Source organism: Lachnoclostridium phytofermentans ISDg (assembly GCF_000018685.1).
In the GTDB taxonomy this organism is placed as follows: domain Bacteria; phylum Bacillota; class Clostridia; order Lachnospirales; family Lachnospiraceae; genus Lachnoclostridium; species Lachnoclostridium phytofermentans.
In genome coordinates this window covers 2,815,928-2,841,792 of record NC_010001.1, presented here as the reverse complement: position 1 = coordinate 2,841,792, position 25,865 = coordinate 2,815,928, and the positions used below count along the sequence as shown (strand labels likewise).

General features: G+C 35.2%; 26 protein-coding genes. 23 read left to right on the top strand and 3 right to left on the bottom strand.

Annotated features, from left to right (window positions below):
• Nucleotide 1 precedes the first annotated feature (1 nt).
• The 6 genes from CPHY_RS11920 to thiI all read left to right on the top strand — a co-directional run bounded on the left by CPHY_RS11920 (nt 2) and on the right by thiI (nt 8,458).
• Nucleotides 2–844, top strand: coding sequence for a sugar ABC transporter permease (locus CPHY_RS11920; RefSeq protein ID WP_012200321.1), 843 nt, complete (start codon nt 2–4; stop codon nt 842–844).
• A 31-nt stretch (nt 845–875) separates the two neighbouring features.
• On the top strand, nt 876–1,682 hold the full coding sequence (locus CPHY_RS11915) for a hypothetical protein (protein ID WP_041703598.1): 807 nt from the start codon (nt 876–878) through the stop codon (nt 1,680–1,682).
• On the top strand, nt 1,667–4,798 hold the full coding sequence (gene pulA, locus CPHY_RS11910; protein WP_012200319.1) for a type I pullulanase: 3,132 nt from the start codon (nt 1,667–1,669) through the stop codon (nt 4,796–4,798). The genes CPHY_RS11915 and pulA overlap by 16 nt, the downstream gene beginning before the upstream one ends.
• A 253-nt stretch (nt 4,799–5,051) precedes the next feature.
• Nucleotides 5,052–5,792 (top strand): 16S rRNA (uracil(1498)-N(3))-methyltransferase, encoded by a 741-nt coding sequence (locus CPHY_RS11905; protein WP_012200318.1) that lies wholly within the window; start codon nt 5,052–5,054, stop codon nt 5,790–5,792.
• A 70-nt stretch (nt 5,793–5,862) separates the two neighbouring features.
• Nucleotides 5,863–7,050 carry a cysteine desulfurase family protein gene (locus CPHY_RS11900; RefSeq protein WP_012200317.1) on the top strand — a complete coding sequence of 396 codons (1,188 nt, stop codon included), beginning with the start codon at nt 5,863–5,865 and terminating at the stop codon, nt 7,048–7,050.
• Between the two features lie 232 nt (nt 7,051–7,282).
• Nucleotides 7,283–8,458: a tRNA uracil 4-sulfurtransferase ThiI gene (thiI, locus tag CPHY_RS11895; protein WP_012200316.1), complete on the top strand. Its 1,176-nt coding sequence runs from the start codon at nt 7,283–7,285 to the stop codon at nt 8,456–8,458.
• 48 nt (nt 8,459–8,506) lie between these two features.
• Here thiI and CPHY_RS11890 read toward each other — a convergent pair whose 3' ends face one another.
• On the bottom strand, nt 8,507–8,740 hold the full coding sequence (locus tag CPHY_RS11890) for an HPr family phosphocarrier protein (protein WP_012200315.1): 234 nt from the start codon (nt 8,738–8,740) through the stop codon (nt 8,507–8,509).
• 258 nt (nt 8,741–8,998) lie between these two features.
• Here CPHY_RS11890 and mtaB point away from each other — a divergent pair, with 258 nt between their 5' ends.
• The 9 genes from mtaB (at nt 8,999) to CPHY_RS11845 (ending at nt 17,433) form a co-directional block, all read left to right on the top strand.
• Nucleotides 8,999–10,399 carry a tRNA (N(6)-L-threonylcarbamoyladenosine(37)-C(2))-methylthiotransferase MtaB gene (mtaB, locus tag CPHY_RS11885; protein WP_012200314.1) on the top strand — a complete coding sequence of 467 codons (1,401 nt, stop codon included), beginning with the start codon at nt 8,999–9,001 and terminating at the stop codon, nt 10,397–10,399.
• 127 nt (nt 10,400–10,526) lie between these two features.
• Nucleotides 10,527–10,793 carry an IreB family regulatory phosphoprotein gene (locus tag CPHY_RS11880; RefSeq protein WP_012200313.1) on the top strand — a complete coding sequence of 89 codons (267 nt, stop codon included), beginning with the start codon at nt 10,527–10,529 and terminating at the stop codon, nt 10,791–10,793.
• 115 nt (nt 10,794–10,908) lie between these two features.
• Nucleotides 10,909–11,361 carry a Holliday junction resolvase RuvX gene (gene ruvX, locus CPHY_RS11875; protein WP_012200312.1) on the top strand — a complete coding sequence of 151 codons (453 nt, stop codon included), beginning with the start codon at nt 10,909–10,911 and terminating at the stop codon, nt 11,359–11,361.
• Nucleotides 11,362–11,458: 97 nt separating this feature from the next.
• A complete protein-coding gene (locus CPHY_RS11870) occupies nt 11,459–11,731 on the top strand; it encodes a DUF1292 domain-containing protein (protein ID WP_012200311.1) in 273 nt (90 codons plus the stop codon).
• Nucleotides 11,732–12,203: 472 nt separating this feature from the next.
• A complete protein-coding gene (locus CPHY_RS11865; RefSeq protein ID WP_012200310.1) occupies nt 12,204–12,683 on the top strand; it encodes a Fur family transcriptional regulator in 480 nt (159 codons plus the stop codon).
• Between the two features lie 59 nt (nt 12,684–12,742).
• Nucleotides 12,743–14,599 (top strand): ribonuclease J, encoded by a 1,857-nt coding sequence (locus tag CPHY_RS11860; protein WP_012200309.1) that lies wholly within the window; start codon nt 12,743–12,745, stop codon nt 14,597–14,599.
• 25 nt (nt 14,600–14,624) lie between these two features.
• Nucleotides 14,625–15,080: an endolytic transglycosylase MltG gene (locus CPHY_RS11855; RefSeq protein ID WP_012200308.1), complete on the top strand. Its 456-nt coding sequence runs from the start codon at nt 14,625–14,627 to the stop codon at nt 15,078–15,080.
• 213 nt (nt 15,081–15,293) lie between these two features.
• The gene (locus CPHY_RS11850) at nt 15,294–16,013 is read left to right on the top strand and encodes an O-methyltransferase (protein ID WP_012200307.1); all 720 of its coding nucleotides are present in this window, start codon (nt 15,294–15,296) and stop codon (nt 16,011–16,013) included.
• Between the two features lie 139 nt (nt 16,014–16,152).
• Complete coding sequence (locus tag CPHY_RS11845) at nt 16,153–17,433, top strand: peptidase U32 family protein (RefSeq protein ID WP_012200306.1); 1,281 nt, start codon at nt 16,153–16,155, stop codon at nt 17,431–17,433.
• Between the two features lie 210 nt (nt 17,434–17,643).
• Here CPHY_RS11845 and sigK read toward each other — a convergent pair whose 3' ends face one another.
• Nucleotides 17,644–18,267: an RNA polymerase sporulation sigma factor SigK gene (gene sigK / locus CPHY_RS11840; protein WP_012200305.1), complete on the bottom strand. Its 624-nt coding sequence runs from the start codon at nt 18,265–18,267 to the stop codon at nt 17,644–17,646.
• A gap of 166 nt (nt 18,268–18,433) precedes the next feature.
• Here sigK and CPHY_RS11835 point away from each other — a divergent pair, with 166 nt between their 5' ends.
• From CPHY_RS11835 to CPHY_RS11800, 8 genes are all read left to right on the top strand, one after another.
• A complete protein-coding gene (locus CPHY_RS11835; protein ID WP_012200304.1) occupies nt 18,434–19,807 on the top strand; it encodes a M23 family metallopeptidase in 1,374 nt (457 codons plus the stop codon).
• A gap of 76 nt (nt 19,808–19,883) precedes the next feature.
• Nucleotides 19,884–20,477, top strand: a complete 594-nt coding sequence (locus CPHY_RS20840; RefSeq protein WP_012200303.1) for a DUF3793 family protein — start codon at nt 19,884–19,886, stop codon at nt 20,475–20,477.
• Nucleotides 20,478–20,530: 53 nt separating this feature from the next.
• A complete protein-coding gene (locus tag CPHY_RS11825; protein WP_012200302.1) occupies nt 20,531–21,301 on the top strand; it encodes a dihydroorotate dehydrogenase electron transfer subunit in 771 nt (256 codons plus the stop codon).
• A 118-nt stretch (nt 21,302–21,419) separates the two neighbouring features.
• Entirely contained in the window at nt 21,420–22,322 is a 903-nt protein-coding gene (locus CPHY_RS11820) for a dihydroorotate dehydrogenase (RefSeq protein WP_012200301.1), read from the top strand.
• A gap of 59 nt (nt 22,323–22,381) precedes the next feature.
• Nucleotides 22,382–23,059 carry an orotate phosphoribosyltransferase gene (pyrE, locus tag CPHY_RS11815; RefSeq protein ID WP_012200300.1) on the top strand — a complete coding sequence of 226 codons (678 nt, stop codon included), beginning with the start codon at nt 22,382–22,384 and terminating at the stop codon, nt 23,057–23,059.
• A gap of 40 nt (nt 23,060–23,099) precedes the next feature.
• A complete protein-coding gene (locus CPHY_RS21965; RefSeq protein WP_041703592.1) occupies nt 23,100–23,249 on the top strand; it encodes a hypothetical protein in 150 nt (49 codons plus the stop codon).
• Nucleotides 23,250–23,408: 159 nt separating this feature from the next.
• A complete protein-coding gene (gene lepB / locus CPHY_RS11805) occupies nt 23,409–23,987 on the top strand; it encodes a signal peptidase I (protein ID WP_012200299.1) in 579 nt (192 codons plus the stop codon).
• Between the two features lie 18 nt (nt 23,988–24,005).
• Nucleotides 24,006–24,851 carry an aminoglycoside 6-adenylyltransferase gene (locus tag CPHY_RS11800; protein ID WP_012200298.1) on the top strand — a complete coding sequence of 282 codons (846 nt, stop codon included), beginning with the start codon at nt 24,006–24,008 and terminating at the stop codon, nt 24,849–24,851.
• A 392-nt stretch (nt 24,852–25,243) separates the two neighbouring features.
• On the opposite strand, the gene CPHY_RS20835 is transcribed toward CPHY_RS11800, so the two are convergent.
• Nucleotides 25,244–25,771, bottom strand: a complete 528-nt coding sequence (locus tag CPHY_RS20835; RefSeq protein ID WP_012200297.1) for a hypothetical protein — start codon at nt 25,769–25,771, stop codon at nt 25,244–25,246.
• Nucleotides 25,772–25,865 lie beyond the last annotated feature (94 nt).

The following is a 25,865-nucleotide window of genomic DNA, read 5'->3' as shown; positions in this document are numbered from 1 at the left end:
CATGAATGGACAAAAAGTAAAAAAACTGATTAAGAGCACCTTGATTCACCTTGAATTGCTGATTGTGGCTGTGATTGTGTTGTACCCACTGATTTGGGTAGTTGGCACGTCATTTAGTCCAGTCAAAGGCGGAATCAGTCGAGGAAGTATGATTCCTGAAAATGCAACATTTAATAATTATATTAGACTGTTTACTGAAACAAAATACCCTATTTGGTTTAAGAATACTCTATATGTAGCGGTAATGACAATGATAGTTTCGGTATTGGTGCACACCTTGACTGCGTTTGTTTTTGCCAGATTTCCATTTAAGGGTCGTAAGATAGGATTATTGGTGATTATGATTCTTCAGACTTTTCCAAGTTTTTTGGGATTGACTGCACTATATATGGTTGCACTGAATTTTAATATGCTAAATAACTTGAATATGCTTGTGATTGTTTATTCCTCCACCAGCATCCCCGGTAGTATCTGGCTAGTACGGGGGTATATGCTAAATATACCGAAATCACTTGATGAAGCGGCTTACATTGATGGAGCATCAAAAATGCAGGTATTTATAAGGATAATACTGCCGCTTTCGGCTCCTATTATTACATTTATAGCGATTACTTCTTTTATGTGCCCATGGATGGACTATATGCTACCACGTTACTTAATTAATAAAAATGAAGTAAGAACGATGGCTATCGGCTTGTACGATATGATTACAAGCAATAATGCAGATTTTACAGCATTTTGTGCCGGAAGCGTTATTGTCGCTATTCCGATTACGATTCTTTATATGTTCTTCCAGAAGTATATCGTGAACGGGTTGACGGCGGGTGCTAACAAAGGAGAATAGGAAATCAGGCTTTGAAGGGAGGGGTGATGGCTTGCGTGAATTTATCTTTGCCTGTACATTGGGATTTGGAGATTTTTTTAAATTTGTTAAGACAGCAGGAAGGCTAAAAAGACAGTTTCTTGTACTACAGTTTCTTTTGATTACATTGATCTTATATCTTCCGCTGTTTTATTCTATTATTATCGCAGAGCCATACGAATTGTATTCCAGGCTGTATAGCATCTCTTTTCAGACAGATATTTCATTAAAGGATTTAGGAATCTCTTTAGAAAGTTTAGACGATGAGATCGTGATTGCACCAAAGGAAGATATGCCAGGGGTGTGGATTAAGAAATCTTTTGAGAATTCAGAACTTAATAGTTTAAGTAAGAAAGAGACATGGTTTTGTTTTTCAAATGACTATGTTTTGATTCATGCTGGGAGCAGCCAGTTGGTAGTGTTTATGGAAGGGTATTCCAGAGAAAGAGCTTCAAATATGGGGTTTGGTACGGTGTTTAATGATGTTTCTGTGAATAATGGGTATTATACTTCCCTGCTTTTTCCTATATTGGCGCTGCTTTTCGTCACGCTGGTTATCCTACAGATGTTTTTTTACTTGGTACTGACGGTTCTTTTAAAAGCTTATAGGATGACGTCTTCGCCTATGTCGTTCTGGCTTAGGTTTCGGATATTACTTATGGCGTCAGCCTCGCCAGCGCTTCTTAGCATGCTGATCGGATTTGCTGTACCAGCTCTACATATTATTATTTTTGAATTGTTGTCAATATTGTTATGTGTTTTTATTTCTACAAAATATGATAAAAAAGAAAAGGAGCTGTTTTTATGCGAAGAATTATAGTTGGAATGCTAGTTGTTGCCCTTTTGCTTTCGATGATAGGTGTTCAGACAAAGAATGCAAAAGGAGCTACAGATACCATTACGATTCATTATCATAGGGATGATGGCGATTATGAAAAATGGAATCTGTGGTTATGGGCAGAAGGAAAAGATGGCGCGGCATATTATTTTGATGGAGAAGATGCATTTGGGCCGTATGTTTCGGTTTCTCTGGATAAGAGTGCAGACAGGATAGGGTTTATTGTCCGTACGGATTCTTGGGAAAAAGATGTTTCGGAGGACCGGTTTATTGATACATCACTTGGGGATGAAATCTGGATATCCAGTGGAGAGAGCACATTTTCTTATGAAGCACCAGAAGGGTATGAAAAAGAGGTATCAATAGAATCTTTCCAGCTTAAGCTTAATTACTTAAGGTATGATGAAGAGTATACGGATATTTCATTTCGATTAACCTTTGAGGATGGGACGACAGATTTTCTTACTAAAGAGCATATGCGTATTGAAAATGGTATATTAAAAGCAGAAAAAGAAGTCAAATATGGTAAAAAGATAACACTTGATGTATTAAAAAATGGGTTAGAAGAGGATTATCAAGGTGTTTCTTTTTCTACGGCCAAAATTGATGAGGAAAGTAAGCTAGAGATGTATTGGATGCAGGGAACAGGAACTATTTCACCGAAGGCTGACTTTATCAAGAGAAGTAAGGAAATTGAATCGGCATTGATTACTTCCATGAAGGAAATAACAGTCAAGCTTTCCGTTCCTTGCAGAGTAGATGATATCAAGCAGGATGGATTTAAACTTTCGCCGAAATTAGCTGTTTCCAAGGTGGAAGCGACAAGTACAAGGGACAGTGAATACAAAACAATCAAGGAAGGATATGCAGATACTTTTATTATCACGATGGAGGAACCTTTGGATATGTCAAAGAAATATGCATTATCAAAAACAGACTATGGAAGCCGGAATTTAACCCTTGATTCAGGGCTCTATACCTCAGAAGAATTTGAAGCCGCCTATACTTATGAGGGTAATGATTTAGGTGCAACGTATAGCAAGGAAAAGACTGTATTTAAGGTATGGTCACCTTCTGCGGAAAGTATTTCTGTACTTTTTTATCCGCATGGAGAAGCCAAAGACGGGGAGAAACCGGAGATAACTTACCCTATGAAGCAAACTGGCGCTGGTGTTTGGCAGGCAGAAATAGAAGGAGATTTAAAAAATAAATATTATGTATACCAAGTTACAGTAGATGGAAAAACAAAGCTTGTAGTTGATCCCTATGCAAAAGCGGCAGGTGTAAACGGTGAGCGAGGTATGGTAATTGATTTATCTGAAACGGACCCAGATGGCTTTAGAGAACATAGTTCACCAGAATTTAAAAATCCGGTGGATGCGGTGATATATGAAATTCACGTTAGAGACCTTTCCATGAATGAAAACTCTGGAATTGAAAATAAGGGGAAGTTTCTTGGATTTACAGAAACAGGGACAACGAATAGTGCTGGTCTTTCTACTGGTCTTGACCATATGAAGGAACTTGGTGTCACCCATGTCCACCTTCTTCCAAGCTTTGATTATAAAACCATTGATGAGTCGAAACTGGGTGAAAATAAGTTTAACTGGGGATATGACCCACAGAACTATAATCTTCCGGAGGGTTCTTATACTACGGATCCTTATCAAGGGGAAGTACGTGTCAGGGAATATAAGGAGATGGTTCAGGCTCTGCATGAAAATGGCCTACATGTAGTTATGGACGTGGTTTATAATCATACTTATACGGCAGGAGATTCCAACTTTACATCCTTAGTGCCAGGATATTATTACAGAACTGACATAAACGGAAATTTCACTAATGGCTCTGGTTGTGGTAATGAGACAGCTTCAGAACGTGCCATGGTAAGAAAATTTATTGTTGATAGCGTAGTTTATTGGGCGACAGAGTATAAAGTAGATGGCTTCCGGTTTGACTTAATGGGGTTACATGACATAGAAACAATGAACATGGTAAGAGAAGCTTTAGATAAAATAGATCCATCTATTCTTCTGTACGGGGAAGGATGGACAGGAGGGTCTACTCCTCTACCAGATTCAAAGCAGGCAATTAAGAATAATGCAGTAGAACTCAATGAAAGAATTGCATGCTTTAGCGATGATATACGAGACGCCATAAAGGGTAGTGTATTTGATGCTTCTGATACAGGATTTATTAACAGTGGAAAACGCAATGTCTCCAATAGGGATGAATCCATAAAATTCGGTATCGTAGCATCTGTTTCTCATCCACAAGTGAATTTAAGCGGTGTGCCATATTCCAGCCGTTTTTGGGCAAATGAGCCGTCACAGACCATTAATTATGCATCTGCACATGACAACCTGACTTTATGGGATAAGCTGTTAGAAACGAATAAAATGGCGTCTAAAGAAGAGTTGGTACAGATGAACAAATTGTCTGCGGCAATTGTACTAACTTCCCAAGGAATTCCGTTTTTCCAAGCAGGGGAAGAAATGGCTAGGACAAAGAAGGGAAATGATAATTCCTATCAGTCGCCAGACAGCATTAATATGTTGAATTGGGACAATAAGACAGAATACAAGGATTTATTTGAATATTACAAAGGATTAATCGCTCTTAGAAAAACTTACGATGCATTCCGTATGCAGACAGCAGAAGAAATACAACAAAAGTTAGAATTTGTCGATTCTGACTCTTCCGTGATTGCTTACCGAATTCATGATGCGGTAAAAGATGGTAGAGAAATCGCATTAATATTCAATGGAACATTAGAAGAAAAGGAAGTAGTACTTTCTGCAAATGCATGGGATGTATTAGTAAACCAAGATACTGCTGGAACCGATGTCATAGAAACCATAACAGGTGGAACAATTAAAGTGCCCGCAAAATCTACACTAGTTCTTCTAGAGAATAAAGATGCAGTAATAAAAGGCGATAAAGATGCAGTAAAGGGAGACGAAATCCAAGAGCTACCTACGAATATGCAGGAAGTAGCAGAAAAAGAGAGCGGGAATGCATGGTTATGGGTCGGCATAGCTACAGTCTGTGTTCTTGCAGGAGGAGTCCTATTCTGGATTTTAAAAAGAAAACGCTAGGCTACTATAGGCTACTAATAGTAACCATAAAAATACCCTTTGTTAATAGTAACTTCTTGGAATCTCAAAGCCTTGTAGAATTGGGCTTTGAGATTCTATTTTTATAAAATTTACTGTTTTTATGAAAAATACTATTTAATCAGAAGATTTTATGTGTGGCATTTTTCTTGTTACGTGTTATAATGTTTTATGAAAAAAGACCTATTATAATTGAAATTGGTTCTTGCATGTGATTTTGCAGATGGGAGAGTAAATGCAACGATTTTATATTGAATCAACCAACATTTCGGATACAACAATCCGCATCGAGGGTGCGGATGTAAATCATATAAAAAATGTTCTCCGTATGAAAATAGGAGAAAAATTAATCGCTTGTGATGGACAAGGCATCGATTATTGTTGTATAATAGCAGAGTTTGAAAAAGATAATATTATATTATCTATATCTGAGCGTAAAAAAACAGACACTGAGTTACCAGCGAAATTAATCTTGTTTCAGGGATTACCGAAAAAAGATAAAATGGAATTGATTGTTCAAAAAGCGGTAGAACTTGGTGCTTATGAAATTGTTCCAGTCATGATGAAACGAACGATCGTAAAATTAGAAGACAAGAAAAAGGAACAGAAAAAGCTTGAGCGTTGGCAGGCAATAGCAGAAGGGGCTGCAAAGCAATCTGGTAGAGGATTTATTCCTAGGGTTCATGAGATAGTTTCGTATCAAGAAGCAATCAAGATGGCTTCCGAATGCGATTTGTCAATTTTACCTTATGAGTGTGCTAGCGGTATCAACGAGACAAGAGCGTTAATTAATCAATCCAAAGGGAAAGACTCGATTGGTATTATGATAGGACCAGAAGGCGGTTTTGCGGAAGATGAAGTAGATTTAGCTAAGGAACATGGAATTATTCCAGTCACACTTGGAAAGCGAATACTACGTACAGAAACAGCTGGTCTAACAATACTTTCTTATCTCATGCTAACACTGGAAGAATAATTTTTAATAGTTTAAAAGATATAGAAGAAATATATTAGTTTAAAGCTTAAAACGCCAATATGGAGGTAATATGATAGCTTATTTAGATAATGCCGCTACAACTAAAGTATCGGAATCAGTGCGTGATATCATGGTGGATGCACTTTACGTTAACTTTGGTAATCCTTCCTCAATGCATCGGAAGGGTATGGAAGCGGAGCGATATATCAAAGATGCAAAGGAGTCAATTGCAAAGCTTCTTAAGGCAGAACCAAAGGAGATTGTATTTACTTCTGGAGGTACGGAATCCAATAATATGGCTTTAATCGGTACAGCACTTGCGTATCAACGTTCCGGTAAACATATTATTACAACACAATTTGAACATCCATCCGTGCACAATCCTTTAATAGCACTTGAAGACTTTGGATTTCGTGTGAGCTTCGTACCGGTGGATCAAAACGGTAAGGTAATTGAGGAAGCGTTATTAAATGAGATCTGTGATGATACAATTTTAGTGTCTATTATGTATGTTAATAACGAAGTCGGTGCCATTCAGGACATTGCAAAATTATCAAAACTTGTGAAAGAGAAAAAGCCGGATGTTTTATTTCATACCGATGCAATTCAAAGCTTTGGTAAATTTAAGATATTTCCAAAGAAAGAAGGCATTGATTTAATGTCTGTAAGCGGACATAAATTCCACGGACCAAAAGGTGCTGGATTTTTATATATCAAAGATAAAGTTAAGGTAAAACCAATCATTCATGGTGGTGGACAGCAAAAAGGTTATCGTTCTGGTACTGAAAATGTTCCTGCAATTGCCGGTCTTTATCAAGCGATCAGTGAAATCTATGAGAATCATGAAGATAAAATCAATCATCTTTATGACTTAAAAACTCATATGATTGAAGGATTGCAACAGATACCGGAAGTCGTTGTTAACGCGGTATTTAAAGAACGAGAAGACTTATCCTTATCAGAACGAGTACGTTTTACTGCTCCGCATTTAGTGAGTGCAAGTTTTCAAGGCATCCGAAGTGAAGTATTATTGCATGCACTTGAGGATAGAGAAATCTATGTTTCTTCTGGTTCTGCATGTGCTTCGAATCATCCAAGTTTATCTGGTTCTTTGATGGCAATTGGTGTTGAAAAGGGCTTACTAGACTCTACACTCAGATTTAGCTTTTCTGTCAATACTAAGATGGAAGAAATTGATTATACCTTGGAGGTACTAAATGAAATAGTACCTATGTTACGACGTTATACAAGAAAATAATAGGACAACAGTGTACATTGAAGTTTATAACTGTGTAATCCTTGAAACAAACTTACAGATTTCTGTGAAGGCATGTTTTTAAGAGTGAAAAAACCGTTGTTTACAGAGAAAAAAATACAATTTTCATACAGTGAAAGTAAAACTAATCTTCAAATTATAGAATAGTTTCATTCACAATACAAATATTGCGCTACCACCTAAATTAATGGGATGGTGGAAGAATGGAGAATTTATGTATAAAGCATTTTTAATAAAATACGCAGAAATAGGTCTAAAAGGTAAAAATCGTCACATATTTGAGAACGCTTTAAAAGATCAGATTCGTTTTAACCTAAATAAACTAGGAAACTTTGAAGTCTCTAGAGAACAAGGACGTGTTTTTGTAGAGTGTCCAGATGATTTCGATTACGATGAAACTGTTGCAGCATTACAAAGAGTATTTGGTATTACAGGAATAAGCCCAGTTATAGTAATTAATTCAACCGATTGGGAAGATATTAAACAAGAAGTTGGTGATTATGTAGAGAAATTTTATGGACGTAAACCATTTACGTTTAAAGTAGAAGCGAAACGTGGTAACAAGCAGTATCCAATTCAATCTCCAGAGATTTGTTCCAAGATGGGAGCTTATTTATTAGACCGTTTTCCAGAACTATCAGTAGATGTTCACACACCACAGGAATATATTACCGTGGAAGTTCGTAACAAAGCTTATGTATATTCTAACACCTTAAAAGGACCAGGCGGTATGCCGGTTGGTACAGGTGGAAAAGCGATGTTATTACTATCTGGTGGTATTGATAGCCCGGTAGCTGGATATATGATTTCAAAACGTGGTGTAACAATAGAAGCAACTTATTTTCATGCGCCTCCTTATACCAGTGAGCGAGCGAAGCAAAAAGTAGTTGATTTAGCTAAGATAATATCTGCTTACACAGGACCTATTAAGCTCCATGTCGTGAATTTTACCGATATTCAGTTATATATTTATGAGAAGTGTCCTCATGAAGAATTAACAATCATTATGCGCCGTTATATGATGAAAATTGCAGAGTCAATTGCAAATCGCAGTAAGTGTCTTGGTTTAATTACAGGTGAGAGTATTGGTCAGGTAGCAAGTCAGACCATGCAATCCTTAGCTGCAACAAACGCTGTTTGTACAATGCCAGTATATCGTCCGCTAATCGGTATGGATAAGCAAGAGATTATCGATATCTCCGAGCGAATTGGGACTTTTGAAACATCAGTATTGCCTTTTGAAGATTGCTGTACAATTTTCGTAGCAAAACATCCGGTAACAAGACCAATCCTATCTGTAATAGAAAAGAATGAGCTTAATCTATCAGAAAAAATTGATGAATTGGTTAAGACAGCGCTTGAGACAAGAGAAGTTATTACAGTTAAGTAATAAAAAAACAGTTGTTATCATAGATAACAACTGTTTGATTATGTTTAATTACTCAACGATGTATTGCTCTAAAATTGCTAAAATTTCATCCATATTACCATCGCCATGGATATTAAGTTCGATTGGCTTAGATAAATCTAAACTGAAGATACCCATTATAGATTTTGCATCGATAACATATCTTCCTGATACTAAATCAAAATCGGAATCGAATTTAGTAACATCGTTTACAAAGGACTTAACCTTATCAATTGAATTTAATGAAATCTTTACTGTTTTCATGAGAAATTCCTCCTTAATGATGTTGATGTATTATTCAAGTCCTTAGCGGAAACTGTAAACCCCGCAGGATACTTTGAATTTTTGGTACCTTATTTCCAAAATAACTGGAATACACAGGAAACCTATTCTCACTAATATAGTACATTTAACCCTATTAAATGTCAATATACAAAGTGTAGAAAAAAAGATGATATATTTTATGATAATTACCGGTTTATTTTTTGATAAGCCTGAAAATAGAAAGGATTGTAGCTACAAATGCAAGAAATTAATCAAACGAGTAATACCAACAAAACTTCTATTAATAATGTAACAGGTAAAAAGGTAGCTTTTTTAACGCTTGGTTGTAAGGTGAATTCCTATGAAACAGAAGCTATGCAGCAACTTTTTTTAGATGCTGGTGCTACGATTGTGGATTTTGAAGAACTATCTGATATTTATGTTGTAAATACCTGTACAGTTACCAATATTGCGGATCGAAAATCTCGTCAAATGCTTCATAAAGCAAAAAAGAATAATCCAAATTCCGTAGTAATCGCGGTTGGTTGTTATGTTCAGGCAGCAAAAGAAGCTTTACTTGAGGATGATACCGTTGACTTAGTGATTGGAAATAATAAAAAGAACGAAATTGTTTCCTTGGTTGATGAATATTATGATAACCAAAGCAACTATGCTGTTATAGATATTGATAATGATTTTGAATACGAGGAATTAGCAATAGCGGCCGTAACAGAAAAAACAAGAGCATATATTAAAATTCAAGATGGTTGTAATCAGTTCTGCAGTTACTGTATTATTCCTTATGCTCGTGGCAGAATTAGAAGTAGAAGTGAAGAGGAAATCAAAAAAGAAGTGATGCGACTTGTAGAAAATGGATATCAAGAAATAGTCTTAACTGGAATCCATTTATCTTCTTATGGTCTTGAGACCCTATCAGTAAAAGAGCAAGCAGCTTTACTTCCTGAGAATGGTATTTCACCTTTAATGACACTTATTTTAAGTTTAAGTGAAATAGAAGGTCTTAATAGAATTCGTTTAAGTTCTTTAGAACCAAGAATAATCACTGAAGAATTTGTTAAAACTCTAGCTAGATCAAAATTATGCCCTCACTTTCATTTATCCCTTCAAAGTGGTTGTAAAGAAACACTAGTTAGAATGAATCGTAAGTATACTCCGGATGATTATTATAAGCGATGTGAGATTATTCGAACATATTATGAAAATCCTGCAATTACTACGGATGTAATCGTTGGATTCCCTGGGGAAACAGAGGAAGAGTTTGAAGATACCAAGGCGTTCCTTGAAAAAGTTCAATTTTCTCAAATGCATATTTTTAAGTATTCAAAGAGAAAAGGAACCAAGGCAGAAGCAATGCCAAATCAAGTGCCAGAACAAATAAAATCAAAGCGTAGTGAAAATTTATTTGATTCAGAGAAAAAGATGAGAGCAAAGTATTTGGATTCTTTTATCGGAATCAATGAAATTGTCTTGACTGAAGAAGAGACAATGATAGAGGATACTTTGTATATGATTGGTCATACTACTCGTTATGTAAAAGTTGCTATTCCTGTATCAAACTTAAAAAGTAATGAGTTAGTAAACGTACGTATTACGGGATATTTGAATGAAGATGTCATGCTTTCAGAAATAATAGATTGAAATTTCCGAACATTTGTATTATGATATTAGTAAGTTGCAAAAAGAGGAACGGTCCAATATGGAATTGTATTATTCGGATATCGAGGTTTGTTAAATGATTACCGTTGACTAGGAAGGGCGTGATGAGATGCAGGAGATAAACAATACACAATATTTTAGAGTTCAGAAACAACCGGAAATCGTGGTGAAGGATGTTATTGACATCGTGTATCTCGCTTTAACTGAGAAGGGATACAATCCGGTAAATCAGATTGTTGGATATATCATGTCCGGAGATCCGACCTATATTACAAACCACAGAAATGCCAGAAGTTTGATTATGAAAGTCGAACGTGATGAAATTTTAGAGGAATTAATGCATTATTACATTGATAATCATTTAAAAAGAAGATAAGGAATTGGAATTAATGCAAGATGAGTCTATAAATGGTCTCACTTGTTATAATTAATAGGAAAGTGGCAACCACGCTGCTTTTCTATTAATGTAAGATTTCAGAGGTTAAAAGCTAATGAGAATAATGGGTTTGGATTATGGCTCTGTGACGGTAGGCGTGGCTATCAGTGATAGTTTAAAACTTACAGCGCAGGGTATTGAAGTGATACGAAGAAAGTCAGAGACTAAGCTTCGTCAGACTCTAGCACGTATTGAAGAATTGATAAAAGAATATGAAGTAGAAGAAATTGTACTTGGATATCCGAAAAATATGAACAATACCATAGGTGAACGTGCTGAAAAATCAGAGGAATTTGCAGAACATCTTCGACGTAGGACAGGACTTCCTGTAGTATTATGGGACGAGCGTTTAACGACTGTTGCAGCTCATCAGGTGCTAAATGCTGGTGAAGTCAGTCTTAAAAAGAAGATGGAGGTAGTAGATAAACTTGCAGCAGTATTTATATTACAAGGTTATTTAGACTACTTATCAAATAAAAAGAAATTAAATTTAACAGATTCACTATAAAATTTCGTTAGCTTATAAATCATTATAAAAGAAGATTTTCTTGGATTGTAAGCAAGGTAATTTTTCTAGTGAATATATTGTATGAGAGGAATTTATAATGGAAGAAAATAGAAAAGTAAGCTTCTTTACTGAAGATGATGAGGAAGTAATCTTTTATGTACTTGAACAAACAAAACTAAATGGTACAGAGTACTTATTAGTAACAGAGGATATGGACGCAGACGAAGCAGATGCATACATTCTTAAAGATGTATCACCAGAAGAAAGTTCCGATGCGATTTATGATATGGTGGAAGACGATAACGAATTAGAAGCAATCGCAGCTGTATTTGAAGAATTATTAGAGGATACGGATATTATTACAGAATAGATTAAACTATTTATATAAAATGATACAGTTTAAAATCAGGTAGCAGCTACCTTTGTTTGTTATGCTTTTATCTTATTAGTAGTTTCAGAGTAATTTTTTATAAATTGAAAATAGACTCTTAAAATCTCGAAATACTTATTATGATCTCCAATAACAAGTTGGATGGTTGAATTAATAAAAGTAAATAGTATCATCATAGAATTTATTACAAACTAGAATATAATGTCATTATAATGATATTTTTAACGATATAAACTAATTGACAAATATTATAAAATCGTGTTTTATAAGTATACAGGTGTTTGGACAATTTTGGAAGACGTATACAATCGATAAAATACGATAATATAAGATAGAAAACATATAGAATAGCGGAAAGTAAAACTTTAATATATATGAAATCGTCACAAATAGTATGAAATTCACGTAAGCAAACGTAACATGGAATGAGCAAGAGAAGTAGGTGATGGAATTGACAGATATGCAGGAAAACTTTAAAACCTTACTCAAACAAAATGGGTTAAAGGTAACAACACAACGTATCGCGATCCTAGAGGTGTTAAGTAATCGGCCGGATGAACACCTAACAGCTGAGGATATCTATGATTGTGTAAGAAGCATGTATCCTGATATTGGGTTAGCCACAGTTTATCGTACCATACAGGTATTATCAGAGTTAAAGTTAATTGATAAACTAAATTTGAATGATGGATATGTGAGGTATGAAATCGGTAAATGCAGTAAAGAGACTTCCGTACACCACCATCACCATCTAATTTGTGTGAATTGTGGGCAAGTATTTACATTTCAAGATGATTTATTAGAGAATTTGGAGCATAAAATAGAGGCTACCATGGATTTTCAAGTGCTAAATCATGAAGTAAAGTTATTTGGTATTTGCAGTGCATGCAAAGGTTTTGCAGAGAATGATGCAAAAAATCAAGAAGAATAAAACGTCCACTTCCAAACGTTTGCCCGACGAAATTACATATAAAATTTTGGAGGTGCAATTTGAAAGGAAAAGAAAATAGTAAAGAAAACAATCAAGAAAACAAAAATAGCCAGATGGAACCAGGAGGAGTTAATCGCAGAAACGGAAACTCGGATCGAAACAATCGTATGAGGAGAAAGCCAAGACCTTTTAAGGTAGAGCGCGCTGCGAATAACAATAAGGTTGAACTAACCGTTCCGGTTGTTGAAACACCAGAACCAGATGCGAAACCAGCGGTAAAGATTATACCACTTGGTGGTTTAGGTCAGATTGGAATGAATATTACTGCATTTGAGTATCAGGATAGTATCATAGTTGTTGACTGTGGATTAGCGTTCCCAGAAGATGAGATGCTTGGAATTGACCTAGTAATTCCTGATATTACTTATCTAAAGGATAATATTCAAAAGGTAAAAGGATTTGTTATCACTCATGGTCATGAGGATCATATCGGTTCTCTACCTTATGTAATTAAAGACATTAATGTACCAATTTATGGAACAAAACTTACTTTGGGAATCATTGAGAATAAGTTAAAAGAACATAACTTATTAAAATCTACAAAACGTAAAGTAATCAAGTACGGACAATCCATAAACTTAGGATGTTTCCGTATCGAATTTATTCGAACCAATCATAGTATTGCAGATGCTGCTGCATTAGCAATCTATTCACCAGCAGGTATCATAGTTCATACCGGTGACTTTAAAGTGGATTATACTCCGGTTTTTGGAGAGACCATAGATTTACAGAAATTTGGCGAGCTTGGTAAAAAAGGTGTACTTGCACTTATGTGCGATAGTACCAATGTAATGCGTCCTGGATATACCATGTCAGAACGTACCGTTGGAAAAACCTTTGATAATATATTTGCAGAGAATTCAAAACACCGTATTATAGTTGCAACATTTGCTTCCAATGTAGACCGTGTTCAACAGATTATTAACTCTGCAGTGAAATATAACCGTAAGGTTGTAATTGAAGGTAGAAGTATGGTGAATATCATGACGACTGCCTCAGAACTTGGATATATTACAGTTCCAGACAATGTTTTGATTGACATTGAACAGATGAAGAACTACACTGATGAACAGTTAGTATTAATTACTACTGGTAGTCAGGGTGAATCAATGGCAGCGTTATCTCGTATGGCAGCTTCCATTCATCGTAAGGTATCGATTACCCCTGGAGATACCGTTATTTTTAGTTCAACTCCAATTCCGGGTAATGAGAAAAATGTTTCCAAGATTATCAATGAGCTTTCCATGAAGGGTGCAAAGGTAATCTTCCAGGATACTCACGTATCAGGTCATGCTTGTCAGGAAGAGATTAAACTTATTTATGCTTTAACAAAACCGAAGTTTGCGATTCCAGTTCACGGTGAATTCCGTCATTTAAAATGTCATGCGGAATTGGCTCAAGATATGGGCGTAAAGAAAGATAATGTAGTTCTTTTAACATCTGGTGATGTATTATCTTTATCTGAAGATAGAGCGAAGATTGTAGATCATATCCCAGCACAAGGCATCTTAGTGGATGGACTTGGTGTAGGCGATGTAGGTAATATTGTTCTTCGTGATAGACAACATTTATCAGAAAATGGTCTTATTATTGTTGTTGTAACTCTTGAAAAATTCAGTAATCAAGTGTTATCCGGACCAGATATCGTCTCGAGAGGTTTTGTATACGTCAGAGAGTCTGAGAATCTGATGGAAGAGGCGAGAACTGTAGTAAACGATGCTCTTGATAAATGTCTGAATAAAAATATGACAGACTGGGGCAAGATTAAAAACGAAATAAAAGATTCTCTTAGCGACTACTTGTGGAAGAAGATGAAGAGGAATCCGATGATTCTTCCAATCATCATGGAGGTATAGTTAGAGAGAGGCTTGGAGGCATAAGATGGCGAAATCCGATAGTACCAAAGTTGCATTAAAAATCACAAGTGCAGTACTTCGAGTATTCTTAAATATCTTATTTTATATTGCGATTATATTAGTCTTAATTCAGGCTGTAAAAATCACATATAATTTTTCTTATCAGCTATTCGGTTCTGTATCCGTTGAGGCAGAGCCAGGGATCGATATAGAATTTCAGATTGCAAAAGGTGAGTCTACTATGGATGTCGCTAGAAAACTAGAAGCTGGTAATCTCATTGTCAATAAGTATTCTTTCTACTTAAAGACAAAATTTAAAGATTATAACATCTATCCTGGAACATTTATTTTAAATACATCTATGGATTATGATGAAATATTAGATGTTATTACAGATTATAACAATTCGATAGTTAAAGAAGAGGATGAAGGGAAAAAACAGGATACAAAAACTTCTCCAAATAGCAACGTAATACCGTAATTAGTATCGAAACAAGATAGAAGAATATTGAATGAAATATCTATCTTCTTGAATATTAGGGCTACCGTGGCCGTTGTTGAAATGTTTCCACTTTCCAGCGGCTACGGGTAGTCCTTTCTTATTGATAGATATTTCATAGCATAAACAATGCATAGAATTAACAATGCAAATCATTAATAATGCATTGTATCGTTACATGGATGGAGGAAAGTCATGAAAATCGTGGACGAACATATTACCGCGTACATTAATTCTTTGGAATTAGAATTGCCACAGTATCTAAGAATATTAGAAAAAGAAGCATTAGAAAATGCAGTACCTATCATTCGAAAAGAAGCGCAAGCGGTACTAAAATTTTTTCTAGATATGAAGCAACCAAAACAAATCCTTGAAGTAGGTACGGCGGTTGGATTCTCTTGTTCTTTACTAAGTGAATATATGCCTGAGGATTGTCATATTACTACCATAGAAAAGGTACCGATGAGAATTGTGGAAGCGAAGAAAAATTTAGCGAAAGCAAGAAGAGCTTCGGATATTTCTCTTGTTATGGGGGATGCAATCGATGCACTGAAAGTTTTAAATAGAACAGGTACTTCAGATGATGTATCACTTTTTAGCCCTTCTGGAAATATGCAAACGTTAAGTGAGCTTACAGACTGTTACGATTTTATCTTTATGGATGCTGCAAAAGGACAATACATGAATTTTCTTCCTGAGATCATGAAATTACTTCCGGTGAACGGATTATTTATAACGGATAATGTTCTACAGGAAGGTAGTATTGCAAAATCAAAGTATAGCATCACGAGAAGAGATCGAACGATTCATACAAGAATGCGGGAGTACTTATATGAATTAACTCATAGGGATGATTTAACAACGATGATTCTGCCAGTTGGGGATGGAATGGCAGTTAGTACAAAGATACGATAGAATGCTTTCTATTTAAGCTGTATTTAATCTGCGATCAAATGAAATTTGTTTCAGATAGTGATCTGTTTCCGATAGAATTTGTAGACAGATATGAATATACAGTAGTGTTAATAGAGGTAAGAAGAAATAGGAGGAAACTATGTTTCGTAGAGAAAAACCGGAATTGTTAATTCCAGCAAGTAACTTAGAAGTGTTAAAAACAGCAATCATATATGGTGCAGACGCTGTTTATATTGGCGGTGAGATGTACGGTTTACGTGCAAAAGCGAAGAACTTTTCTTTAGATGATATGAAAAAAGGAATTGAATTTGCGCATCAGTATGGTAAAAAAGTTTATGTTACAGCCAATATAACAGCTCATAACCGTGATTTAAAAGGTGTAGAAGAGTATTTCCGTGAATTAAAAGAAGTTAAACCAGATGCGTTAATTATCTCTGATCCAGGTGTATTTGATATTGCAAAAGAGATTGTACCTGAGATTGAGCTTCATATAAGTACACAAGCAAACAGTACAAATTATCGTACTTACCAGTTCTGGCATAAGCAAGGTGCAGCACGTGTTGTTTCTGCACGTGAATTATCTTTAGAAGAACTTTCTCAGTTACGCACGAATATCCCAGATGAACTTGAGATTGAAACCTTTGTTCATGGCGCGATGTGTATCTCCTATTCTGGACGTTGTCTCTTAAGTAATTACTTTACTGGAAGAGATGCAAATCTTGGAGCCTGCACACATCCTTGTAGATGGAAATATCACGTTGTTGAAGAGACAAGACCAGGGGAATACATGCCTGTATTTGAAAATGATCGCGGAACTTATATCTTTAATTCCAAAGACCTTTGCATGATTGAGTATATTCCTGAACTTGTTGCAGCAGGAATTGATAGCTTAAAGATTGAAGGCCGTATGAAGACCGCTCTTTATGTTGCTACAGTAGCAAGAACATACCGTAAAGCTATCGATGATTTCTATGAGTCTGTTGATAAATATCGTGAGAACATGGAGTATTATAAAGCAGAAATCGGAAAGTGTACGTACCGCCAGTTTACTACAGGTTTCTTCTTCCAAAAGCCAGATTCCAATACACAAATTTACGATAACAATGTTTATGTAAAAGAGTATACTTATTTAGGAATCGTTTCTTCTCGTAATGCAGAAGGTGCTAGTGAGATGGAGCAGAGAAATAAGTTTACTGTAGGCGATATGGTTGAAATTATGAAGCCAAATGGTGAGAATATTCCTACCAAGGTTTTAAGAATCACAGATGAGGAAGGAAATGAGATGGAGAGCTGCCCTCATCCACAACGAAAGATTTTTGTTACCTTTGATAAAGAGACCTCTCAATATGATATCATACGTGTTCAAGAGAAATCCGATAATTCTAAAAAGGATTGTGGATGTACTTCTTGCGGTGAATAAGAAAAAGTACGCATCGTGAATTTTTCATATAGAAGGCACTATATCAAGTCTTTGGGTATGATTGTGCTAACTTAAAAAAGAGAAAGTGAAATCATTAATTTTCATTTTCTCTTTTTTAGTGCGCCATTCATGGCGTATTGCATTACTTTGAGGTCTTTCTTACCTCGTTTTTTGAAAAGGGGGTATGTTAATTCTTTACTAGTATGCTTGTTAACTTTCAAATAAGTCCTTTAATTTTTTTAGTGCCTTCTTTTCAATACGACTCACATAACTGCGACTGATTCCCAATTTATCTGCAATTTCTCTTTGCGTGATTTCTTTCTCTCCACTTAGCCCATATCTCATAATAATGATTTCTTGTTCTCTTTCGTTTAAGGCAGTGTTTAGAAACGTATAGAGTCGTTTGATATTTTCTTGAATTTCAAAGATATCAACAATATCTTCATCTGTGCTTTCAATGACATCTAAAAGATTTATTTCATTTCCCTCTTTGTCAGAGCCGATAGGTTCATAAAGATATACTTCCCGTGCCTGTTTTTTACCACTACGAAGCATCATTAATAGTTCGTTGTCTATACAACGAGAGGCATAGGTGGCAAGTCGAATACCTTTCGTGGAATCAAAGGTATCGATGGACTTAATTAGCCCAATCGTGCCTATGGAAATTAAGTCGTCGGTTTCTCGATCCGGCGTGTTATACTTCTTAACAATGTGCGCAACTAAACGAAGGTTACGTTCAATTAAAGTATCTCTCGCAACCTTATTTCCTGCTTTACATTGAAGTAACATCTCGTTTTCTTCCTTTGCGCTTAGCGGTTTCGGAAACGACTTCAAGCGGGCACCTCAACGCTTTTGTTTATTACTACTTTATGTCTCGTGGACAGTTTGCGTGCCTTTCCACCTCTAAAATTTATTGAAAAGTAAAAAGTTTTTCTCATCGAATAAAGACAAGCACTATCACATAAGATATTATCAATACGATAGGAGAAGTAAGACAGACATGAAGGCTTTTTTTCGAAATATAAAATTTAGAAGACCCATCCGATTCCAATGGTTAAGAAAAAAAGGGAATATAATTATTTGTTTAGAAATATTAACCATACTTATCCTTTGCATTACTTTTCTATGGAATAAAAAATCAGATAATCAATCGATTGAAGTAGCAGTGAATCCTTCGACTGATAAAAAATATATTAAGTGGGTGGAATTTAATGTTACTTATGATGCTCTAGATAAAGCATATCATTATGATATCGATACTCATAATAAAGATGTCGAGCTTCATTTTGTAGAACTATTATCTTATTTAGGAGCAAAGTATGGTGGTGACTTTAAAAAGTTTAAAGCAAAAGATATGGAACAGCTTGCTGATAAGTTATTATCAGGAAAGGATACAATGGAGAGCCTTACAAAAGATATGAAGTATTATTCTTATTATTATGAGGCTTATGCTGCGATTCTTGGAGGTCTCATCGGCGAATATGAAATAGAAGTATATGATCCTAGCAAGCAAAATAATCAGACGTCATTATCAAAAGATTCTCCATCAGGATCACCAGCATGTACCCCAACAGGGTCACCAACAAGTACACCAAAAGGTTCACAAACTAGCACCCCAACAGGGACTCCATCAAGTACGCCAATGGAGACACCGCCTCCTACTGTAACACCATCAAAGGTATGGGAAAAACGTTATGGTTTAAAAGGATTTTCTCCAATAGCGAAAAACTTTTACTATTATGACTACGATGATTTTGGAGCTTCCAGAAGCTATGGATACAAACGAGTTCATTTAGGGCATGATATGATGGGGCAAGTGGGTTCGCCAATCATTGCAGTAGAATCTGGTTACATAGAAGCGTTAGGTTGGAATCAATACGGTGGATGGAGGATTGGAATACGTAGTTTTGATGGAAAACGCTATTATTATTACGCACATATGCGTAAGAATTTTCCTTATAATAAAGAGTTAAAAGTAGGCAGTATTGTATCAGCCGGTGATGTAATAGGTTATCTTGGAAGAACAGGTTATAGTACGACAGAAAATACAAATAATATTACTACCTCACATCTTCATTTCGGATTGCAGTTGATTTTTGATGAATCACAAAAAGAAGGTAACAATGAAATCTGGGTTGATACGTATGCATTAACCAAATTTTTATATCGTAATCGTTCGGAGACTTACAAGGATCTAGAAACAAAAGAATATCACAGAATTTTTTCTATGAAAGATCCTTCTGTCGAACAATATCAAAATTCTTTAAATAAGAATGATATAAAAGAAAGTGATCCGTATGAAAATTCAGAAGAGAAAGATATGCCAAAAGACAAAGAGATACCAAACAATGGGGTTATTAAGGAGTACGATTAATATCAAAGTTTTTACTATAATGTTACTGTAGATTAATGAATTTGGTTACTTTATTAAAAAGAGAGGATGTACTAAGATGAAAGTATTAGCAAGATACGGGTCTAGTAAACTTAAAAAATTAAATCAAATGTTTCTTGGGCTGCTATTGCCATGTGCACCGGTCATTATGCACTGCAGGGCAGCCTGTAGTTTATCTGTAATGCATAAAACACAAGAGCAAATAGAAGTATTTGGATGTTTCCTTCATCTAATATTATGTAATCAGTTACTAATTCAGCCAGTCGTCTTAACAGAGGACTTTACTGTCTATCTTATTTATCGAGAGGACATGCTTTTAGAAAAAGTAAATGACGCAAGGGCTAGACTTTTGTTAGATAAGTTTAATTATCCTCATGGAAGTCTTTCAAATATTGTTTCTAGATTATCTATAAGGTTAGAAGAGTATTTTTTTGAAGAAGAACCATTTCCACACGAGATTGGAGTATTTCTTGGATATCCAATAGAAGATATATTAGAGTTTATCAAAGAAGATGGGAAAAATTCTTTAATTACTGGATATTGGAAGGTTTACTACAACGCCCAGAATGCAATTAAAATATTTTCTAGTTTTGATCTTGCAAAGGAAGAAATTTATCAGTGGTATCTCAAAAATCAACGGTTGCGTTTTTAAAAGTAATCGTATACAATGTTATGGATATCATTTGGAAAGGCTTGGTGTGGTACATGGCGGAAATTAAAAAAACAAAAGCTGTCATTATGGAGAATGAATTACTCTGTGATGGTATCTACAGCATATGGTTAAAGGAAGAGTCCATTGCAAAAGTTGCAAAACCTGGACAATTTCTTTCTATTTACTGTAAGGAGGGAAGTCGTTTACTTCCACGTCCAATTAGTATCTGTGAAATCGATGATGAGAAAACAATGTTAAGAATCGTTTTTCGTGTTGCTGGTGCAGGTACGAATGAAATAGCAGAAGCAAAAAAAATGGACGAAATTGAAATTATGGGGCCGCTAGGCAATGGCTTTTTCCTTGAAAACACATCTAATTCCATCCTAATTGGTGGTGGCATTGGAATTCCTCCAATGTTAGAACTCGCAAAAAATCTCCCAGGTAAAAAACAAATAGTACTTGGATATCGTTCAGAAACATTTTTAGTGGACGAATTTAAGTTATATGGTGAAGTAATCATTGCTACCGAAGATGGTAGTATTGGTACAAAAGGAAATGTCATCGATGCAATGCGTGAGCATGGTATTACGGATGGCATGATTTTTGCATGTGGTCCAACTCCGATGCTTCGTGGAGTTAAGAGTTTTGCAAGTGAACATAATTTAGTAGCTCAATTATCCATGGAAGAGCGAATGGCATGTGGAATTGGTGCTTGTCTTGCTTGTGTGTGCAAATCCAAGGATAAGGATCACCATAGTAATGTCAATAATAAAAGAGTCTGTAAGGATGGACCTGTTTTCTATGCAGATGAAATTGAATTATAAAATTGAATGTGCTGTACGTAGATAAGCACACGCATACATGCGCAGGAGTGAGAAAATAAGTTTTGTGTCTGTGCTGATCCACAAACAAACTTAAGAATGTGAAGAAACGAGGTAAAGTATGAATACGAACGTTACAATTGCAGGAGTTACGTTTAAAAACCCGGTTACAACAGCGTCCGGAACTTTTGGATCAGGTATGGAATATAGTGAATTTGTTGATTTAAATCGTCTTGGAGCGATAACAACAAAAGGAGTTTCTAGTGTTCCTTGGCCAGGGAATCCAGTACCTAGAATTGCAGAAACCTATGGTGGTATGTTAAATGCAATCGGGTTACAAAATCCTGGTGTTGACATGTTTGTGGAAAGAGACTTAGCATTTTTAAAGCAGTTTGATACTAAGGTCATTGTGAATGTCTGTGGAAAATCCGTTAAGGAATATGTTGAAGTGGTAGAGCGCTTATCTGAGGAGGCAGTTGATTTATTGGAACTTAATATTTCCTGCCCGAATGTAAAAGAAGGCTGTATCGCTTTTGGACAAGATCCTAAGATGATTGCTATGATTATGGACGAGATTAAACGACATGCGAAGCAACCAGTCATTGTAAAGCTAAGTCCAAACGTTACTGACATTACAGAAATGGCGAAGGCAGCAGAAGCTGGTGGTGCCGATGCACTTTCACTAATCAATACCTTAACTGGTATGAAAATTGATATTAACCACAGAGCATTTGCAATTGCGAATAAGACTGGCGGGATGTCAGGGCCTGCAGTAAAACCAATTGCAGTTCGTATGGTATATCAAGTTGCGAATGCAGTTAAGCTTCCTATCATTGGTATGGGCGGTATTCAAAATGCGGAGGATGCACTAGAATTTATTATGGCAGGAGCAACGGTTGTAGCAGTTGGTACTGCTAATTTTATAAATCCATATGCTACGGTAGAAGTTATTGAGGGTATCGAAGAGTTCATGAGAAAGAATCAAATAAGTGATATTAACGATTTGATTGGGTGTGTAAAATAGGTTTTATTAGCACAAGTTGTAATTATATAAATACAAGGAAAATATAAAGGAGAATACTTATGGAACAGTACAAGAAAGAGTTTATTGAATTTATGGTTGATTGCGGAGTACTTAAATTTGGTGATTTTACAACGAAAAGCGGTAGAAAGACACCTTTCTTTGTTAACACTGGTTTTTACAGAACAGGAGCTCAACTGAGAAAACTTGGTGAGTACTATGCAAAAGCGATTCATGATGCATATGGACTTGATTTTGATGTACTTTTTGGACCAGCTTATAAAGGAATTCCTCTTAGTGTTGCAACTGCAATGTCCATTAGTGAGCATTTTGATAAGGATATAAAATACTGTTCTAATCGTAAAGAAGTTAAGGATCATGGTGATACTGGGATCCTTCTTGGAAGTCCAATCAGTGATGGTGACAAAGTTGTTATTATTGAAGATGTTACGACTGCTGGAACCTCTATTGGTGAGACAATGCCAATTCTTTCTGCACAGGGAAATGTTGATGTGGTAGGATTAGTAGTTTCTGTTGACCGTATGGAGCGAGGACAAGGTAAAAAGAGTGCTTTAAAAGAAATAGAAGAAAACTACGGTATCGAAACTACAGCAATCGTAACAATGAAAGAAGTAGTTGAACATTTATATGGAAAGCCTTATAATGGAAAAGTAGTGATTGATGATCAATTAAAACAGGCAATAGATGCTTATTATGAGCAGTACGGAGTAGAAGCATAAGCGTTAATAAAAGGTATTTGTAGCCAGAAACGAGGTTAGCATGGAGAAAGTATATAAAACAATGAATTCATCTGGTATCATAAGTCTTGTAGTTGGAATTAGTGTAACACTAATTGGTTGCGTAACTGGAGCATTAATGATAACGACCGGAGCACGTTTACTTAACAGAAAGAAAGATATTTTATTCTAACATATATGGGGTTGTCACAATTTTTGCGGCACCCCATAAAAAAATGAATGAGTATCTGTAGCGTTTGCATTAAAAGAAGAATGGAATATAATCAAGAAAAGTAAGCTACGCTAACTTTTTCTTGTCATGAATAAATTTCATTAGAAATGAGGTGTTATTATGGCAAAAGACCTACAGGAATCAGAAAAGAAAGAATTGACAGCGGAAGAGAAACAGAAAAAGGTTCGTAATGAGATTATAAGCTGGATTTTAATAATAGCAGCGGGTTTTATTATGGCGTTACTAGTAAATACTTATGTTATTATAAAAGTTGAGATACCATCTAGTTCTATGGAAAACACGATTATGACAAAAGACCGCCTGATTGGTAATCGATTATCTTATGCATTTTCAAAACCAAAGCGTGGTGATATCGCAATATTTATATACCCTGATGATCGATCTGAAAATTATATCAAGCGTGTTATTGGTTTACCGAATGAAACTGTAACAATCAAAGATGGTAAGGTTTACATAAACCATTCGGAAACTCCACTAGACGAGCCGTATTTAAAAGAGCCTATGAAACCAGAAGCAGATATGGAATTTCAAGTTCCAGAAGGCTGTTATTTCTTTCTAGGGGACAACCGAAATGTATCGGAAGATGCGAGATACTGGATATCAAAATATGTTCCTCTTAAAGATATCATAGGAAAACCTTTATTCCGTTATTCACCAACTTTGGGATTCGTAAAATAGTGTTTGCTGGAGATAAATATGAACCGATTTGAATTGATCATCAACAACTTTATGAAATGGGGAAATAGAACTGATAAAGTACATGCGGCTTTAATGATTGGCTCTCAGGCTAGAAACAACCATCCTGCGGATGATTTTTCTGATCTAGATATTATAATGGTTGTTGATGACCCTAACTTTTTTCTGCAATCCGATCATTGGCTTGAACAAATTGGAAATTTTCATATTTCTTTTATTGAAGACACAATTGGCGGAGAGAAAGAAAGAAGAATACTTTTTGATAATGCACTTGATGTTGATTTTGTTATTCTTTCTCGAAATAGTTTAGAAAACGCTATTAGGAATAATGAGATTGATATATTGAAGCGTGGTTATCGTATCTTAATTGATAAAATCGGTATGGAACATATTTTACCTCTAACCGCTACTGAAAGAACTTCTTACATTTTATTGTCGGAATGCGAATTTAACAACATAACAAACGACTTTTGGTATCATACAATTTGGACGGTGAAGAAGTTAATCCGTGGCGAATTATGGACAGCAAAATCATGTGTTGACAATTATATGAAGTGGATGCTTTTAACTCTCATTGAGTGTCATGCGCACGTATTAAATGGATTGGACTATGATACTTGGCATAGCGGGCGTTTTCTAGAAGAGTGGGCAGAGGAATGGATTATTCAAAGGCTTTCGAGTTGCTATGCCCATTATGAAAGAAATGATATTAAAAATGCTCTGTTATCGACTATGGATTTGTTTCGATTAATTGCCGTAGAAATTGCAAATAAGTTGAGTTATGAATATTCAATTAAGGCTGATGAATATGCAAGTGATTGGGTTATAAAAGCATTATCTGAATAAAAGTCTAAAGACACTAAGATAACAGCTTATAAAATTAACTGTTAAAAATCTAAATATGATTTTAGCTTATGAACAGCTATAAATTAATAATAATTTATAAAGCGACTTATATAGAAACTTTATAGTTTATAATGTAGCTTAAAAACAGCATACCAAAAAGAAAAGACAAAATATACAACAGCGAAACAACATAAAAGCAATATGAAAAAACGACATAAAAAACAATATAAAAAAACTGCTTCATTCTTTTTGGATATGAAGCAGTTTTTTTATATTGTTTTTTATGTTCCCTTTACAAGAAGTAAAACAAAATCTACTTAAAAACATAGAGCCAACTTTATAACGTAGAGATGATTTAAAAAATAGAGTTAACTTTAAAACGTAGAGACAATTTAAAACATCGAGTTATAAAGAGTAATACTTGGTATCATTGCTATATAAGGTGCTGTAATAATTGCTAAGTAAATAGATAATCGATTTACTTGAGCTTTGCTTAGATTTGTTTTTTTAAATGAGAAAAATCTATTCATGATATAAGCAATGAAAGCTGAAAAAGCAACCACAACGATAATAAAGATAGCAGAGGTTAGATGGGAAAATGGATTCGTCGCTATTGGAGTTGTAAGGTTTTCTAATAGCCATTCCCCTTTCGGCATTGTTTCCGAGATAAACTGAGTAGAAAACAAGATGCCGCATGTGATAGGATAACCAATAAAGCCATATAGCGTATTCCAAATAATAGTTTTCTTCCATACAGAGGATATATCATCATATTCCATATATTTTAATCCACCAAGAAGAACAAAGCTTGCTAAGATAAACTGTGTTGCAATTAAAAATATCCAAGTATTTGGCATTAATAATAAAAACCAGATTGGATAAAGGGCAGTAACATCATAAAGTTTTACATATTTTTTCATTCAGAACTCCATTTCAATGCGTGTTTTTTACATAATAGATTTGTGCCTTGGAATATACAGACACGAAATGTGGTTGAAATTCTACACATAAATA

What these genes read in the sequence shown, in the direction of transcription:
- CPHY_RS11920 (WP_012200321.1), top strand. Translation starts at nt 2, where the DNA reads ATGAATGGACAAAAAGTAAAAAAACTGATTAAGAGCACCTTGATTCAC.
- pulA (WP_012200319.1), top strand. Translation starts at nt 1,667, where the DNA reads ATGCGAAGAATTATAGTTGGAATGCTAGTTGTTGCCCTTTTGCTTTCG.
- CPHY_RS11905 (WP_012200318.1), top strand. Translation starts at nt 5,052, where the DNA reads ATGCAACGATTTTATATTGAATCAACCAACATTTCGGATACAACAATC.
- CPHY_RS11900 (WP_012200317.1), top strand. Translation starts at nt 5,863, where the DNA reads ATGATAGCTTATTTAGATAATGCCGCTACAACTAAAGTATCGGAATCA.
- thiI (WP_012200316.1), top strand. Translation starts at nt 7,283, where the DNA reads ATGTATAAAGCATTTTTAATAAAATACGCAGAAATAGGTCTAAAAGGT.
- CPHY_RS11890 (WP_012200315.1), bottom strand. Translation starts at nt 8,740, where the DNA reads ATGAAAACAGTAAAGATTTCATTAAATTCAATTGATAAGGTTAAGTCC.
- mtaB (WP_012200314.1), top strand. Translation starts at nt 8,999, where the DNA reads ATGCAAGAAATTAATCAAACGAGTAATACCAACAAAACTTCTATTAAT.
- CPHY_RS11880 (WP_012200313.1), top strand. Translation starts at nt 10,527, where the DNA reads ATGCAGGAGATAAACAATACACAATATTTTAGAGTTCAGAAACAACCG.
- ruvX (WP_012200312.1), top strand. Translation starts at nt 10,909, where the DNA reads ATGAGAATAATGGGTTTGGATTATGGCTCTGTGACGGTAGGCGTGGCT.
- CPHY_RS11870 (WP_012200311.1), top strand. Translation starts at nt 11,459, where the DNA reads ATGGAAGAAAATAGAAAAGTAAGCTTCTTTACTGAAGATGATGAGGAA.
- CPHY_RS11855 (WP_012200308.1), top strand. Translation starts at nt 14,625, where the DNA reads ATGGCGAAATCCGATAGTACCAAAGTTGCATTAAAAATCACAAGTGCA.
- CPHY_RS11850 (WP_012200307.1), top strand. Translation starts at nt 15,294, where the DNA reads ATGAAAATCGTGGACGAACATATTACCGCGTACATTAATTCTTTGGAA.
- CPHY_RS11845 (WP_012200306.1), top strand. Translation starts at nt 16,153, where the DNA reads ATGTTTCGTAGAGAAAAACCGGAATTGTTAATTCCAGCAAGTAACTTA.
- CPHY_RS11835 (WP_012200304.1), top strand. Translation starts at nt 18,434, where the DNA reads ATGAAGGCTTTTTTTCGAAATATAAAATTTAGAAGACCCATCCGATTC.
- CPHY_RS20840 (WP_012200303.1), top strand. Translation starts at nt 19,884, where the DNA reads ATGAAAGTATTAGCAAGATACGGGTCTAGTAAACTTAAAAAATTAAAT.
- CPHY_RS11825 (WP_012200302.1), top strand. Translation starts at nt 20,531, where the DNA reads ATGGCGGAAATTAAAAAAACAAAAGCTGTCATTATGGAGAATGAATTA.
- CPHY_RS11820 (WP_012200301.1), top strand. Translation starts at nt 21,420, where the DNA reads ATGAATACGAACGTTACAATTGCAGGAGTTACGTTTAAAAACCCGGTT.
- pyrE (WP_012200300.1), top strand. Translation starts at nt 22,382, where the DNA reads ATGGAACAGTACAAGAAAGAGTTTATTGAATTTATGGTTGATTGCGGA.
- CPHY_RS21965 (WP_041703592.1), top strand. Translation starts at nt 23,100, where the DNA reads ATGGAGAAAGTATATAAAACAATGAATTCATCTGGTATCATAAGTCTT.
- lepB (WP_012200299.1), top strand. Translation starts at nt 23,409, where the DNA reads ATGGCAAAAGACCTACAGGAATCAGAAAAGAAAGAATTGACAGCGGAA.
- CPHY_RS11800 (WP_012200298.1), top strand. Translation starts at nt 24,006, where the DNA reads ATGAACCGATTTGAATTGATCATCAACAACTTTATGAAATGGGGAAAT.
- CPHY_RS20835 (WP_012200297.1), bottom strand. Translation starts at nt 25,771, where the DNA reads ATGAAAAAATATGTAAAACTTTATGATGTTACTGCCCTTTATCCAATC.